Here is a 15,103-nt window from a genome sequence, read left to right on the forward strand (position 1 = left end):
ACGCTTCTAGGACCAACAGCGGTCCACCCCGTCGAGGCACCATTGGGCGCTGCGCCTCGATGCGCGAATCGGTCTTCCACCCACCAGCACGAAAATGGGATTGGTATGGGATGAGGGCAGAATCCGCAACGCCACCCAACTGCTCCGTTCAATGCGGGTCTGAAATTGCACGTCCCTCAGGGTGCCGTCGGCAACGAGGTTTTGCCGGGCCACAGGGTATCCGTTCACAACCAGTTCGAGCGGCGCCTCGCGCGTGTTGCCAATGCGGGCCCGTTCGATATCCCAGTAGGGCTTCTCGTTGTAGGGACGCTTTTGCAAATCGGGATTGGGCTGGGGGTCCAGCAACGCTGCGACGCGGGCCGTGACGTTCACAATGGCGGGCGTTTGCAGGTCAAACTGGCTGCCCTTTTCGCCCATGGCAACGCCGTTGATTTTGAAATCGAGCAGGTGGCTCCGACCGTCGCTGACGTAATTGCGCCCCTGGCGTATGCCCTCGCACCAGGCGCTGTAGATCAGCTTGCCGGTCAGCTTCACGTAGGACCGGCCCAAGCCAACCCGGTCCCAATAAATGCAGGGGAAATCGGTCTCCCCGCTGACCCGGGTGCGAAAGCCGACATTCAGGGTGTGATACCACATGTTCAACTCCCAGACGTAAGGTGTATCAACCAGCGACATGAAATCCACCGCCGGCGCCAGGTGACCGTCGGGCCCGGGCACCAGGTGGGTCACGTCCACAATGTACTCATTGGCCCCAATCCCGCTGTAAGGCGGAACAATGTAATTGGGCAGCTCCGAGGTCTGGACTTCCAGGCCCCAGCCCGAGTGCGCCGGGCCGCAAACGGCTCCCTGTTTTCTGGCCCATTTCAATGTGTTTAATCCCAGCGTGGGCCAATGCTTGTCGGAATTACCCCCCGGATAGATTTCCTGCTTGAGATTGAGCAACACCAGGTGCCCGGACTCATGCGAGCCGAACCCGGAGACTTCGATATCATAATGCAGCAGGTATGGATACCGGGAGACCGCATCGTCTTTCCCGGTAAAGAATTGCTTTTGGAAATCAAAGCAAGGGCCCCAGGTCAAGTTGCAGCCGACTTTCAAGTCCTCCCCCTGGCAATGCCGGTACATGTCGGCTGGGAGCACCCCTTCAGTTGGCTGGCTGTAATGGGCGCAGCCGGCGGCGTGAATATGGTGGTCGCCCGACCACCAGCCCAACCGCGATGGATCGATCCAACGCTCGAGCTGGAATGTCGGTCTCAGGTCGGCGCCCTCGATGCGCAGGGCCTGGGTTCGAACCAGGTACTCCGGCCCGCGCGAGTACTCGATGTTGTATTGGCCATCGGGCAAGCGGACCTCTTCCCCGTCGGCCCGGTACACCTGGGGTTGAAATGCGAAATCCGGGGCCAGGCGCTTGGCTTGTGCCGGATAGACCCGCTGTTGAGGGTCGCGAATAATAAACATGGCGGTTGTGGGCCTTTTGTTTTCATCCAGACATGAAAACGCAACCGATGCGCCGGCGCGCATTGAAACAGCACGTCCAGTTCGTTGCGGAATCCCAGGTCCTGCGCGCCCTGGCCCACATCGAAGGCCAGCTTGGCCTCGCGCCGGCCCGAGTCGCGGCTGTAGAGCGAAACGACACGGTATTCCAGGCCAAGGCCACTGAGGGATTTTTGGAGCGGTTGTTTATCGAACGATTCGAGGTCAAGCCAAAGCTGGTTCGCCGGCAGACGGGGTTTTGCCTGGCCGTAATAGCGGTCCGAAGCGGTGCGTTCCCCGGGTGAATCATGCACCGACAGGGCGTTTGGGCTGACGACGCGCAATGGGGCGGTGGCTCCGGCATCGTTTTGGACCTTGATGAGAAATGTGCGCCATCCTTTCTCGACCAGGGCGGGCGCGGCAGGTCCTTGGACGACCTTGACGCGCATTTCGGCATTGATTACCACTGCCGCAAGGCAATGGACATCCAAAACCGCCTGAATGCCGGCCAGCGTCTTTTGCGCATCGGGATCGGAGGCCGCCTTTTCGATGGCCTCGCGTTCGGCTTCCAGCAAGGGCGCGCCCAACAATGAGAGGGCCTCCTCGACTCGATGGACCTGGGCAACCAGCGGCTGGGCTTCGACGCCGCTGACGAGCGGAAGGGCCGGTTGGGCCGCCACAGTGTTTGGACACAAAACCGCGGCAGCAAGGACCGTGGCGCCACAGCAAATGGAACGCAGCATAGTGAGTGGCTCTATGTTAGCGCAGGAGGCGTTCTTTTTCAACGCGGAGTGTCCTGCCGCATTACGGAGGGACGAGCTCACGGCTGCCCCGCCGAAGCTGTGCGAAGGCGGGCGTGTCCCCAATCCTGCCGCGAACTCGTTCAAGAAAACGTGTTACCTTTTCCCATCCTCGGACATTATTGATTAGAACATGACCGACGACATGGCATTATTACAGGAGTTCGCCCGCAGCGGTTCCGAGGAGGCCTTCGCCACCCTCGTGTCTCGCCACATCAATCTCGTTTACTCCGTTGCCCTGCGAGAGGTCCGCGACGCTCATGTTGCGCAGGAACTGACGCAAGTGGTTTTCAGCCTGCTAGCGCAAAAAGCAGATTCGCTCAACCCAAAGACGATTCTCTCAGGCTGGCTCTGGCGCACCACCCGGAACGCCTCCTCGGCAGCTCTGAGAACCCAACGCCGCCGCGAACAGCGCGAGCAACAAGCCTATATGCAAGCGCAGTTGAATGAACCGGAACCCGATGTCTGGACACAAATCGAACCCCTGCTGGAAACGGCCATAGCCCAACTCGGAGAAAAAGACCACGACGCGGTGGTGCTGCGGTTCACCGAAGGCCACAGTTTCAAAGAAGTTAGCGCGGCCCTGGGCACCAGCAAAGCCGGAGCTGGAATGGCGACTCCAACTCCCCGGCCTGCAATTATGAGCCGCCGACCAGTTACGATTACGATTGGGATGGAAAATGACGCTTTCCTTTTCCTCACGCAATTCGGTCCTTGCCCGATTCATCGCAAACATTACGATCCTGTTCACGTCCTCCTCGAGGGCGGCGAACTGGCCGAGTCTCAATCTCGACCTGCTGTTTTCCGAAGGGATTCCCTCGCCGCCAAACCCGGCTCGAGCTTTGGACAACCGGACCGAATAATCCCGCCGGCCCCGGGGGCCGGGCGGATGCTTATGAAAAAATTCAACGCCGGAATCATCGGCTACGGGTGGGCGGCGACGGCTGCGGGCTGCCATGCCCTCGATGCGCTGCTGCTGTGCATGGGCAGCGACGTCGTCGAGGTGATGCGCGCGGGCGCCAAATCCCGCGCCGAAACCTTTGCGCCCTACGAGGCCCCCGCCCGAACTCACGAAGTGATCTTTGCCGCGGACCGCTCCGCGCGGGTGGGCTGGCCGATTAAGGTACCCCTTCCCGACAAATGACCCGCCCCACCGCCATCGCGATCGCCGCGCATCCGGATGACATCGAGTTCTACATGGCCGGCACGCTTTGGCTGCTCCAGCAAGCCGGATACGAAACGCATTACTTTAACCTCGCAAGCGGCAATTGCGGCGGCACGAAGCACAACAGCGCCCGGACCCGCCTCCTGCGCCGCCAGGAGGCCAGGTCCGCCGCCGCCGTGTTGGGCGCGCACTTTCACCCCAGTCTCACCGACGATTTGGAAATCCTCTACGAGCCGGCTCTTGTGCGGCGCGTTGCCGCCGTGATTCGCCAGGTCGCCCCGACCATCGTGCTGACCCACTCGCCTCAGGACTATATGGAAGACCATACCAACACCGCGCGCTTGGTGGTCACCACCGCCTTTGCCCGCGGCATGCCCAATTTCCAAACCCGGCCCCGCCGCCGCCACGTGGCCGGGGACCTTGCCATTTATCACGGCATGCCCCATGGGCTGCGCGACCCGCTGCGGCGGCGCATTGTCCCCGGGGGTTTTGTGAACACCACGCCCGCGCAGCCGGCCAAACTCAAGGCGCTGGCCCAACATCGCAGCCAGCAGAACTGGCTTGAAGCCAGCCAGGGCCTCAATTCCTATCTCGTCACCATGGAGCAGGCCTCTCGCGAACTCGGCCGCATGTCGAAACGGTTCGAACACGCCGAAGGCTGGCGGCGGCATCTGCACCTGGGATTTTCGGCGACGCCAATCGATCCGCTCCGCCGCGCCCTTGGCCGCAACTACCTGGCGAACGCTGCGTACGAACGAAGTTTGGACCAACCTTATGCCACGTAAGCTCAGCTCAATCGCCCCTGAATGGTGGGATTACACCACCCTGGACTCGGAACTCATCCGCGACGCCGCGGCCTTGACACCCGACCGGATGCTCAAGCTCTCGAGGCCCGGCTTTAAAGTCGTTTTCTACGACACTCTCGAGGAATTTTACCTCGCCGAAGCCCTCGAGTACATCACCGCATGGAAACAGTCCACCCCCGACAATCCCGTCGGCATCTGCGGCCCGATTGGACCGACCGAGCAATTGCCGCTGGTCGCGCGCCTGGTGAACGCATTGAACTTGAACGTCCAGTCGGCTCATTTCTGGGGAATGGATGAATGGTTCCTGGATGGCAGCGAGGCCCCGCTGACACATCCGCTCTCGTTTGAAAAAGCGGACCGCGAGCTTTGCTTTAGCCGCATCCGGAAAGAGCTAGTCATGCCGGATGCCAATCTTCATTTTCCCAAAGCCGACACCCGGCGGTACCGACAAACCTGGAGTGCCGGCGTCCGTTGCGCGGTCATGCAGGGCGGCCAGGGGGACGTAAAGCACTGGGCCTTTAACGACCCGCCGCGGCGTAAGGGCAAATTCAAGGACCTGCCTCCGTCGCCGGCCGAGTTTCGCAAACTCGAAACCCGCGTCGTGGACCTCCACCCCTTAACCATCGCCCAAAATGCCCGTACTTCCGGCGGCGGCAATATCTCGCTGGTGCCTACCCAAGCCATCTCGGTGGGTCCGGCCGAAACCTGGCTGGCGGAGAAAGTTTCCATCTGGCAGGCGGGAAACCATGACAACCCCTTCGGCCAGCGGCTCACAACCCTGATGATTGCCAAACAGACCCCGGATTCGGCTGTGCCGATGTCCCTCTTGGCCGATCACCCCAACGTGCAGTTCAACTTCTACCGCAAAGGCATTGGCGCCTGCGATGTCGAAATGCACTGAGCGTCTGCGCCGGAAGTCCCCCCACCTCTCATCGGGGGCCGGTGGGTGGATCGCGCAACCTCAGGGAGAGCGGACGCGGTAAAAGCGCGTGGGGTAATTGGTGGAGTAGAAGTCCGTGAAATTGAGCAGGCCATTGGTGACCATGCAGGTTTCCACGGCCACCCAGTCCCCGAGGGCCAGGTCGGTGCAGGCTTCGATGACGACCGGGTTGCCGGCGGTGCCGGTGATGGTCAGGTTAAAGCTGTTTTTCTGTATGCCGAAGTTGCCGCTCTGCACCTGGGCGTCCCAGAGCATGGTGGGCCGGCCGGCATAGGTGGGGCCCCAGCCGGTGGTCCCCGGCAGATAATAGAGGGTGGCGGAGTCGGAGTTGTGAAAGATGTCCTCACCGAACATATTCTGCCCTGGAGTGGGGGCGTTGCCTTGGAAGTAGAGGCTAGTCAGGCTGGCGCACCAGGAGAAGGCGCCGGTGCCGAGATGGGCAAGGCCTTTTCCGATGAAGACGTTGGTCAGGCCAGTGCAGCCATAAAAGGCGCCCAGGGAACCGCCGAAATCCAAAGCGCCGTCGGTGATGTTGGTCACATTGTCGGGAATCGTCAGCGTGGTGAGGCTGACGCAACCCTCGAAGGTTCCAAACATCTGCGCTCCGCCGCCACGAATCTGAGTGATCCCATGGCCTATGGTCAGGCTCGTCAATGCGGCGCAGTTGAAGAAAGCCGCGTCCCCGATGTTGGTGACGCTATCCGGAATCGCGATGCTGGTCAGGCTTGAGCATGAGTAAAAAGCCTCGTCCCCGATGGAAACAAGGCAGCCGGACAGGGCGACCTCTGCCAGGCTGGCGCAGGAGAAGAAGGCGCCATTCCCGATCGTGAGGACATTGGTGCCGAGGTTGACGGTGGACAAGCGCGAGCAGTACGCGAAGGCCTGAGCCCCGATATCGGTGACGGTGCTGGGGATGGTGACGCCAGCCAGGTTCGTGACGTAAGCGAAGGCGCCGTCTCCGATGGCGGTGACAGGCAAGCCGTTGATGACGGCGGGGATGGCCACATACGCATCGGGACCGTTATAACTCGTGATGGTGATCGCGCCGTTATTGTTGGAGTAGGTGAAATCGCCATCGCTGGTGGTCCCCAGCGTCGTAAACGACATGTCGTCCCCGGAGGCAGTGCCCACGGCGTTGGTGGCAACCAACTGGAAATGATACATGGTATTCGGGCTTAGGCCCGCAACGCCTTCGGATACGGTGAACGGAGTGGACCCGGCAAGGACGGCGGCGGTGGGCAGCACGTTGCCGTACGCGGCGGTGGCGCCCCAGCGGAAGTAATAGCCGGCGGGCACGCCGTTGGGATTCAGCGTTCCGGTGAGCGTCGCGCTGCTGCCGGTCAGACTAATGGCGCCCCCGGTTGAAACGGTTGGCGCTTGAGACGGTGGTGGCGGCGGTCCGTTCATAGTCGTGAAGGTCATGTCCGGAGAGGTCCCCTGGCCGGCGCTGTTGGTGGCCAGCAGTTGGTAGTGGTACGTTGTGTTGGGCGCCAGCCCGCTGAGGGTCGTGCTGACCGGGACGGGCGCCGAGCCCGCGGGCATGTCGGCCAGGCCCTGGTAGTGGTCATAGGCAGTGGTGGTTCCCCACCAAATCGAACATCCGGCCTGCAGGCCGTTAGGATTTACCGTTCCGGTGATGGTCGCGCTGATAGCGGTGATGTCTGTGGCGGCGTTCGCCGTGACGGTTGGGGGCTGCGAACCGGGAGCGGGGCCGTTCGTGGTGGTTACCGTCATGTCCGCTGAGTAGCCGGTGCCCCCACTGTTGGTGGCCATTAACCGATAATGATAAGTGGTGCTCGGGGTCAGGTTAGTCATCCGCGCGGTGACGTTCGTGGGGGTCATCACCGCCGCAATCGGGTAAAAGAAGGTTGCGGAACCGTAATCGCTCGTGAGCCCCCATTGAAGAGAGAAAGCGGCGGGGACACCGTTGGGGTTGACGGTCCCGGTGACGGTCGCGGCCGTGCTGATGACCTGGCTCGCCGGGTCCACGGTGATCGTTGGCGGCTGGGCCGCCCAGGCCTGCGCCGAAAGCAATAGCAGCAGACTCGCGCCGGAGAAGAATCGGATACTTTGTCGTTGACCCGCCCGCATAGTCTGAAAACCGAAGTAACCCAAGTGTAGCGGAATGTCATATACGTGTAAAGCGTTTTGTTTACACGATGAGTTTCTTCTTTACTGCCGGCGGGGCGCTGCCGGTGCGAGCGTCGAATGTGTGCCCCCAGTTTCCCAAGCGCGTGAACCTGCCCTGAGCGATTTTACCCGCGCGCCTCTTTCCTGGCCCAGGCATCGGCTTCCAGGATTTCCTCGACACTGGGGCTGGGCCTGACGTTGTGGCGGTCCAGGGTTCTTGCAACGGTCTGCGGGATTTGGGTAAAACTAATCCGCCGGTTGATAAAGGCCTCGACAGCCACCTCGTTAGCCGCGTTGAGCACGGCTGGCATTGTCCCGCCAGACTCCCCTGCCCTGCGGGCCAAGCCCAACGCCGGAAAGCGGTCCGGGTCGGGTTCCTCGAAGGTCAAAGTGCCCGTTTTAGCCAGGTGGGTCTGCACGCGCTCGCTTGGGACCCGCTCGGGATAGGTTAATGCGTATTGTATCGGCAGGCACATGTCCGGTGTCGAAAGTTGGGCAAGCATCGAGCCATCCACAAATTCAACCATCGAGTGGATGACGCTCTGGGGATGCACCACTACCGCAACACGCGCCATCTCGATGTCGAACAACCAGCGAGCTTCGATCATTTCGAGGCCCTTGTTGAACAGCGTTGCCGAATCAATGGTGATCTTACGCCCCATCACCCACGACGGATGCTTCAGCGCCCGCTCGAGGGTAATCGTCCCAAACTCCTCCTTGGGCGTCGTCCGGAAAGGTCCGCCCGATGCCGTCAGCCACAGGCGGCGGACCGAACTGGATGGTTTCCCGTCCAGACATTGGAAAATGGCCGAGTGCTCGCTATCCACAGCCAAAACGCGCACGCCGTGCCGGCGCGCTTCACTCATCACGATCTCCCCGGCCATCACCAGGATTTCCTTCGAAGCCACCGCGATGTCCTTGCCCGCCCGAATGGCCGCCAAGGCCGGCTGCAGGCCAGCCGTTCCCACAATCGCAATCAGCACCACGTCAGCCCCCGGCCAGGTTGCCAGCTTGAGCAAGCCCTCCATCCCGCAAAAGACCTGGGCTGAGTTCCCCAGCGCTTGCTGCAGTTCTTTGGCCTTGGCCGGGTCGCTAATCGAAATCGCTTCTGGCCGGTGTTTTCGCGCCTGATCGAGTAACAACTCAACATTGTTCCCCGCCGCCAGCGCCAGCAGGCGAATGCGCCCGGGCAAATCCTCGGCCACCTTCACGGTGCTGGTGCCGATCGAGCCGGTGCTGCCAAGCAGAACAACGCGTCGCATCGCCTTACCTCGTCAGAACATGCCTGAGATACAAATACATAATCGGAGCATTAAACAACAGACTGTCCAGCAAGTCGAGTATGCCGCCGATGCCGGGGAAAAACCGGCCAGAATCCTTCACACCGGCTTCACGTTTAAAAATGGATTCAATCAGGTCCCCCACCACAGCGGCCAGGCCCAGAATGATCCCAAGGATGAGCCCGTGAAGCGCATTCATCCCGCGCAGCTTATCGCCCAGGAAATGCACAAACAGCAGGCTCGCCAGGGCCGAGACCACAATGGCGCCTCCAAAGCCTTCCCAGGTCTTTCCCGGGCTGATGCGCGGAATCATCTTGTGCCGCCCGATCAACGAGCCGACCACATACGCCCCGCTGTCACTAATTTTGGTAATTAGGACGAAATAGAGCAGGTAATAATGCCCGTCCACGCCAGGGAAAAAGTTTATCTTTTGGATAAAATTGAGTAGCCAGGGAACATACATCAGGCCGAAAAGGGTGGTCGAGATGGCCAGGATGCCCGCTGTGTTGCTGCGGGAAAAGAACTGGCGCAAACAAAGCCCCAGCACAAACAGAATGAGAAAGCTCGTCTCAAAATCGTTCACGCGCGCCGGCGAGCCGCTGGTCCCAATTTTACCGGTCACATTCAGGAACGTCCCGATCATCAGCAGCAGCGCGCCGAAGATGCCCCAGCCTTTGAAGCAGACCAGGTCCCGCTTTTCTACCAGGCCATAAAACTCCGCCAGGCCGGTTATGGCCAGGAACACCATGATCGCCAGAAAGACGTAATCCGAGAGCGCGCGATTGCTGGAAAAAAGGGCAGCCAAAACGATGGCCCAGAGCCCGACAAAGCTCGTCAGCCGGCGCAAGAAGACCTTGAGCTTCGAGGGCGGCGTTGGGGCGGGTGCGGTTGCTGGCATTCGCGCTTAAATCCCCCCAAACCGCCGGTGCCGCCGATTGTATTCTTCGAGAGCCGCGTAAAATTGCGGCCTGCGGAAATCAGGCCAGAAGGTCGGCGTCACCACCAGCTCGGTGTAAGAGATTTGCCAGAGCAAGAAATTGCTCACGCGCATCTCGCCGCTGGTGCGGATCAGCAGGTCCGGGTCGGGCAGATTGCGCGTATAGAGATGCTGGGCAAACACCTGCTCGGTGATATCCGCCGGGTCCAGTTCCCCGCTCTTGACCTTGCTTGCGATGTTGCGCACCGCCTCGACAATTTCGGTGCGCCCGCCATAGCTCAACGCCATAATCAGCGTCAGCCCGTTGTTCTTCGAAAGGGTCGCAATGGTCTTTTTGAGGTGCTCCTGCACATTCTCCGGCAGCCGATACACCTGGCCAATGATTTCGAGGCGCACGTTGTTTTTGTTCAATTCCGGCGTCTCGCTCTTGAGGTAATGCACCAGATACTTCATCAGTGCATCCACCTCCTCTTTGGGCCGGTTCCAATTCTCGACGGAAAAGGCGTAAAGGGTCAGGTACTTGATTCCCAACTCGCCCGCCGCGCGGATGATGGTGCGGGCTGATTCAGCGCCTGCCCGATGGCCTTCGATTCGCGGCAAATGGCGCTGGCGCGCCCATCGACCGTTGCCATCCATGATAATGGCCACGTGCCGAGGCAAGGAGGCCTTGGCCTCGGGGCTCAGATGAGGGGTTTGAGCGCTCACAGTCGCTGCTGCACATTACAGAAAAATCGTCTGTTCTCTCCCCGGTCCCACAGAGGCAATCCCCAGCGTTGCTCCGGTCAACTCAGCCAAGCCTTTGAGGTACGCCCGAGTCTTGATCGGCAGCTCCTTCCAGTCGCGGATTCGGCTGGTGGGTGTGTGCCACCCAGCGAATTCCACATACATCGGACGGCAGCGCGAGAGCACCTCGATGTCATTGGGCACATAATCGTAGCGCTTTGCGCCGTCTCCATAGGCGACGCATACCTTGATGGTCTCGAGCGAATCCAGCCCATCCACATTCGTCACCGCCAGCTCGTCAATCCCGTTAACCATGCAGGCATGGCGCGTGGCCACCGCATCAAACCAGCCGCAGCGCCGCGGCCGGCCTGTTGTGGCGCCGAACTCCCGTCCCATCGCGTGCAGCATGTCCGCAATCTCGGCGTTCTCGGTCGGCAAGGGCCCTTCCCCAACCCGAGTCGTATAGGCCTTCATCACACCTACGACTCGATCCATTCGATGCGGCGGGATTCCCGACCCAGTGCATGCTCCGCCCGCCGTCGTGTTGGACGACGTCACAAACGGATAGGTCCCGTGGTCGATATCCAGAAAAGTCCCCTGCGCCCCTTCGAATAGAACATTCTGTCCACGCCGCACCGCTTGATGCAGCAGGATGACCGTATTGGCGACAAAGGGTTTCAGATAATCGCCCGCAGCGCGGTAATCGCGATGGACCTCTTTGAAAGAGAGCGGCTTGGCTCCAAAGGCCTTCAGGATTTCGTTATTCTCCTTGATCTTCTCTTCGAGCTTTTGCCGAAACCGCGCCGGATTGACCAGATCGATTACACGCAGGCCGGTCCTTGCGCATTTATCACCGTAAGCGGGGCCAATGCCGCGTTTGGTGGTGCCGATCTTGTTTTTGCCCTTCAAGGTCTCGCGCTGGGCGTCCAGCTCCCGATGATAGGGCAGCACCAAGTGCGCCGTCTCGCTCAGAAACAGATTCCCGTTTATCTTGATGCCCAGCTTGCGCAACCCCTCAATCTCCTTGACCAGCCCCACCGGGTCCACCACCACTCCGTTGCCAATAACGCATCGCTTTCGCTTGCGCAGTATCCCGGAAGGGACCAGGTGCAGGATATATTTTTGGCCACGGATGTGCACCGTGTGGCCGGCGTTATTGCCTCCCTGGGTCCGCACTACCACATCCGCTTCCTCGGTCAGCACGTCAATGATTTTGCCTTTGCCTTCATCGCCCCATTGGGCGCCCACCAGTATCGTATTGGCCATAGCTTCAATAAAAATCCCCGAACCACTGTTCGGGGGCAAAGTTTCTACCTTTGCCAACAGACAGTAAGAAAGCGTCCCGAGGCGTGTCAAGGGGCAAGGCATTGCGGCGTTGCGGCGAATTGCTTCAGCGCTTCAGCCGTCTATCTGCGCACCCTGCGCATCGGGCTATACCAGCGCGAATAATTTCTCTTTTTTTTTCCAACGCGGCGCCTACCCTTCCGCAATTCACGATGGCTCTGAAGATTTTCAACACCCTTACACGTTCAGTCGCGCAATTCATACCGCTGGACCCCGGCGGGCGCAAAGCCGGGATGTACTGCTGCGGGCCAACCGTCTATGACTTCGCCCATATCGGCAATTGGCGCACGTTCCTATTTGGGGACCTGGTGCGGCGCTATCTGGAATTCCAAGGCTGCGAGGTCACCCACGTGATGAACGTCACGGACGTTGAAGACAAAATCATCCAACGCGTGCAGCAAACCAAAACCCCACTGCGCCAGTTCACCGGGAAATTCGAGGCCGCTTTTCTGGAAGACCTCAAGACGTTGAATTGCCGGCTGCCCCACCAGATGCCGCATGCGACCAGCCACATCCCCGACATCATTGCCTTGGTTCAAAAACTCTTGGAACGCGGGATTGCCTACCGGGCGCCGGATGGCTCGGTGTATTTTAGCATTGAAAAATACCGTCAGTCTGGCGCGCAATATGGCCGGCTCGTGAAATTGAATTTCGACCAGATGCGTCCCGGCGAGCGGGTGCGCAGCGATGAGTATGAGAAGGAATCGCTGGCCGATTTCGCCCTCTGGAAGGCGCGCGCAGCCGAGGACGGCGAGGTCTTTTGGCCCAGCCCCTGGGGCGAGGGACGGCCCGGATGGCACATCGAGTGCAGTGCCATGAGCATGAAAATCCTCGGACCCAGCTTTGATTTGCACCTGGGGGGAGAAGACCTGATCTTTCCTCATCACGAAGACGAGATAGCCCAAAGCGAGGGGGCAGGAGTCCAGAATCCGGGCCAGTCTTTCGTCAAATACTGGCTCCATGGCGCCCATCTCATGGTGGATGGAAAAAAAATGGCCAAATCGCTGGCGAATTATTTTACCCTCCGCGATTTGCTGGCCAAGGGATTTACCGGACGCGAAATCCGCTTCCTGTTGCTTCAGGCGCATTATCGAGAGACATTCAATTTCACCATCGGTGGCCTGCAAGGGGCCAAGGCCTCGCTGACACGCATTGATGAATGTCTGGCGAAGCTGCGCGAAAAGACCGGGGGCGTTGAGGCAAAGCCGGACGCTGAACTGCTCGAGCGCTTCTCAGCCGCGCTCGATAACGACCTGAACGTAGCAGGGGCCTGGGGGGTTGTTTTCGAGTGGGTGCGCGAGCTGAACCGGCGGCTGGCTCAGAATAACGTGAATAGCGCCGAAGCCGCTGCCGCATTGGCGACATGGGACAGGATTGACTCGGTATTTGGCGTTGAGGCGCCGCGTGAAGGCGAGGTCCCACCCCAGATAACGGCCTTGCTCGAAGAGCGCCTGGCAGCACGCAAGGCGAAAGATTTCAAGCGCGCCGATGCCATCCGCGAGGAGTTAAAGGCCAAGGGTTGGGTCATTGAAGACACACCCAGTGGCGCCAGGGCCAAAAAACTCTAGAGCCCCCACGCTACCTGCGCATGAAGGGCCTGTTTATCAGTTTCGAGGGGACGGAGGGCTGCGGTAAATCCACCCAAATGGTTTTATTGGCCGAGCGATTGCGCGACCAGGGACGCACCGTGCGCACCCTGCGCGAGCCAGGCGGCACGCCCATTGGTGAGGAAATTCGGCACACGCTCAAGCATAGCGCCGTCAACCAGGCCATGATGGCCGAGACCGAGCTGCTTCTGATGAACGCCAGCCGCGCCCAACTGGTCCGGGAAATCATCCAGCCGGCCCTGGCCTCAGGCGAGATTGTCCTGTGCGATCGGTTCTACGATTCCACAACAGCCTACCAGGGTTACGGCAGGCAACTGGATTTGGGCCTCGTGCGCACCGTCATCGATATCGCCGCAGGCGCGACACGTCCGCATCTGACCTTGCTTCTGAACGTGCCGCAGGAGGTTAGCCAGCAACGGCTCCGCGCCAGGCAAGCCACCCTGCCCTTCATCCGCGATCGAATCGAAGAAGCTGACCGAAGCTTTTTCGAGCGCGTGGCCAAGGGTTACCAGGCCCTCGCCGCCGCCGAACCGGACCGGGTCCGGTCTATTGACGCCAGCGGAAGCGTTCAGCAAGTGAGGGAAGCAATCTGGGAGTTGGTGGCGGCTGGAGTAAGGATGAAGGATGAAGGATGAGTGATGAAACCTTCATCCTTTTCGCTTTGCCCATTGGCTGGTTGCAGATATGTTGAACTCAGACCGGGAGCAACGCGATGATCGAAGATACGATTGGTAAAATCGAAGCCAAAATCCAGGCCGCCGAAGCGATCAAGGACGAGCGGCGCGGCGAACTCCTGCAATTGTTAGGCACGTTGAAAGCGGAGGTTGCGGAGTTGTCGAAGACACATGTTGAGCAGGCCGAGAGTATTGCCGGTTTCGCAGAACTTTCGACGCATGAAGCCACCCGCTCAGAGCAGAATCCGCGCTTGCTAAAGCTCTCGCTAGAGGGGCTGAGCTCATCGGTAGAAGAGCTTGAAGAATCTCATCCGCGCCTCGTACGAATCGTCAATGCCATCAGCAACACCCTTTCAAATCTGGGTATTTGAATTAGCTTTCCCTGCCATCAATCCATTGAAGGGAGTTTCAATGGCCCCATGCGAAGCCTACCGAGGCCGGCAAAGAGCGGCATCTGTGCGCCAATGGTCCGTAACGGCCCAGAGGTTGACCGGGCAGGTCGATTCCCCCCAGGGGAGGTATTGAATATGCCCGTCAGCCATGGCGTAATTGGAGCCGCCCCCTTTTGGCCAGTGGGCCAGGTTATTGTGCCGGTTCTCCGCCAGGTCGTTCAGGTAGCTGCCAGTTGGGGCTTCGAATAGATTAACCTCATAGGCCCGGGAGCCGCTGGCTTTTTCGCCAAAGGCAATCGTCTCTGCCGGATGCCCCATGACGGACTGCTTCATCCGAAGGTAGGCGGGGGTGGTGGTCCAAAGGGGAGCCGAATTTGTGAGGAGGCTGGCATAGTAATCGGCAAAGGCATTAATGATGTAGCTCTGTGGGGCCAAATCCGCGCTAGTTAGCCGGGGCGGGAGACCCATTTTAAGCGTTTCAGCGTCTGAGGGGCAAACCAGGAGCCGCAAGGCGTTGTAATTGATTCGAAGCTGCGCCGGCCAATGGCCGGAAGCCTGCTGCGGAAGCGGCAGGACATCCTGGTTATCATTGGCGTAAAGCGTCAGAGACAAGGCAAGCTGGCGCAGGTTCTGTACGCAAGCGGCACGGCGGCCATTTTCTTTGGTCCGAGCAATGGCAGGCAGCAGCAAGGCGGCTAGAATCCCAATGATGGCGATGACCACTAACAATTCGATCAAGGTGAAAGCCGGCAATAAGCGCCGACGCACGGCCAAACGAGCGCAAGGTTTTGCAACTCTCTTCATCGAAATGCGCGGTCTTGCCATAACGGGG

The 15,103-nt window shown here is 59.9% G+C and carries 14 protein-coding genes; 6 read left to right on the forward strand and 8 right to left on the reverse strand.

Annotated features, from left to right (window positions below; translation table 11 throughout):
• Positions 1–6: 6 nt before the first annotated feature.
• Both VG146_11275 and VG146_11280 read right to left on the reverse strand, forming a co-directional pair.
• Entirely contained in the window at positions 7–1,344 is a 1,338-nt protein-coding gene (locus tag VG146_11275) for a CehA/McbA family metallohydrolase (protein HEV2392928.1), read from the reverse strand.
• Positions 1,254–2,216 carry a hypothetical protein gene (locus VG146_11280; GenBank protein HEV2392929.1) on the reverse strand — a complete coding sequence of 321 codons (963 nt, stop codon included), beginning with the start codon at positions 2,214–2,216 and terminating at the stop codon, positions 1,254–1,256. The genes VG146_11275 and VG146_11280 overlap by 91 nt, the downstream gene beginning before the upstream one ends.
• Positions 2,217–2,406: 190 nt before the next feature.
• Here VG146_11280 and VG146_11285 point away from each other — a divergent pair, with 190 nt between their 5' ends.
• From VG146_11285 to VG146_11295, 3 genes are read left to right on the forward strand one after another with little or no spacing between them, the layout of a single operon-like run.
• Positions 2,407–3,417 carry a sigma-70 family RNA polymerase sigma factor gene (locus VG146_11285; protein ID HEV2392930.1) on the forward strand — a complete coding sequence of 337 codons (1,011 nt, stop codon included), beginning with the start codon at positions 2,407–2,409 and terminating at the stop codon, positions 3,415–3,417.
• Positions 3,414–4,223 (forward strand): PIG-L family deacetylase, encoded by an 810-nt coding sequence (locus VG146_11290; GenBank protein HEV2392931.1) that lies wholly within the window; start codon positions 3,414–3,416, stop codon positions 4,221–4,223. Before VG146_11285 ends, VG146_11290 begins: the two co-directional genes overlap by 4 nt.
• Positions 4,213–5,145 (forward strand): glucosamine-6-phosphate isomerase, encoded by a 933-nt coding sequence (locus VG146_11295; protein ID HEV2392932.1) that lies wholly within the window; start codon positions 4,213–4,215, stop codon positions 5,143–5,145. The genes VG146_11290 and VG146_11295 overlap by 11 nt, the downstream gene beginning before the upstream one ends.
• Before the next feature lie 60 nt (positions 5,146–5,205).
• On the opposite strand, the gene VG146_11300 is transcribed toward VG146_11295, so the two are convergent.
• The 5 genes from VG146_11300 to VG146_11320 form a co-directional block, all read right to left on the reverse strand.
• Entirely contained in the window at positions 5,206–7,275 is a 2,070-nt protein-coding gene (locus VG146_11300; protein HEV2392933.1) for a leucine-rich repeat protein, read from the reverse strand.
• Positions 7,276–7,439: 164 nt separating this feature from the next.
• Positions 7,440–8,576 carry a 1-deoxy-D-xylulose-5-phosphate reductoisomerase gene (locus VG146_11305; GenBank protein ID HEV2392934.1) on the reverse strand — a complete coding sequence of 379 codons (1,137 nt, stop codon included), beginning with the start codon at positions 8,574–8,576 and terminating at the stop codon, positions 7,440–7,442.
• 4 nt (positions 8,577–8,580) lie between these two features.
• Entirely contained in the window at positions 8,581–9,492 is a 912-nt protein-coding gene (locus tag VG146_11310) for a phosphatidate cytidylyltransferase (GenBank protein ID HEV2392935.1), read from the reverse strand.
• A 6-nt stretch (positions 9,493–9,498) separates the two neighbouring features.
• A complete protein-coding gene (locus VG146_11315; GenBank protein HEV2392936.1) occupies positions 9,499–10,236 on the reverse strand; it encodes an isoprenyl transferase in 738 nt (245 codons plus the stop codon).
• Positions 10,237–10,251: 15 nt separating this feature from the next.
• Positions 10,252–11,520 carry an adenylosuccinate synthase gene (locus VG146_11320; GenBank protein ID HEV2392937.1) on the reverse strand — a complete coding sequence of 423 codons (1,269 nt, stop codon included), beginning with the start codon at positions 11,518–11,520 and terminating at the stop codon, positions 10,252–10,254.
• A gap of 230 nt (positions 11,521–11,750) precedes the next feature.
• On the opposite strand from VG146_11320, the gene cysS reads away from it, so the two are divergent.
• The 3 genes from cysS to VG146_11335 all read left to right on the forward strand — a co-directional run bounded on the left by cysS (position 11,751) and on the right by VG146_11335 (position 14,250).
• On the forward strand, positions 11,751–13,166 hold the full coding sequence (cysS, locus tag VG146_11325) for a cysteine--tRNA ligase (GenBank protein ID HEV2392938.1): 1,416 nt from the start codon (positions 11,751–11,753) through the stop codon (positions 13,164–13,166).
• A gap of 20 nt (positions 13,167–13,186) precedes the next feature.
• Positions 13,187–13,840: a dTMP kinase gene (gene tmk, locus VG146_11330; protein ID HEV2392939.1), complete on the forward strand. Its 654-nt coding sequence runs from the start codon at positions 13,187–13,189 to the stop codon at positions 13,838–13,840.
• A gap of 77 nt (positions 13,841–13,917) precedes the next feature.
• Complete coding sequence (locus VG146_11335; GenBank protein HEV2392940.1) at positions 13,918–14,250, forward strand: DUF4404 family protein; 333 nt, start codon at positions 13,918–13,920, stop codon at positions 14,248–14,250.
• A 57-nt stretch (positions 14,251–14,307) separates the two neighbouring features.
• Here VG146_11335 and VG146_11340 read toward each other — a convergent pair whose 3' ends face one another.
• Positions 14,308–15,039, reverse strand: coding sequence for a type II secretion system protein (locus VG146_11340; protein HEV2392941.1), 732 nt, complete (start codon positions 15,037–15,039; stop codon positions 14,308–14,310).
• Between the last annotated feature and the right edge of the window lie 64 nt (positions 15,040–15,103).

This window comes from Verrucomicrobiia bacterium (assembly GCA_035946615.1).
Taxonomy (GTDB): Bacteria; Verrucomicrobiota; Verrucomicrobiia; order Limisphaerales; family UBA8199; genus DASYZB01.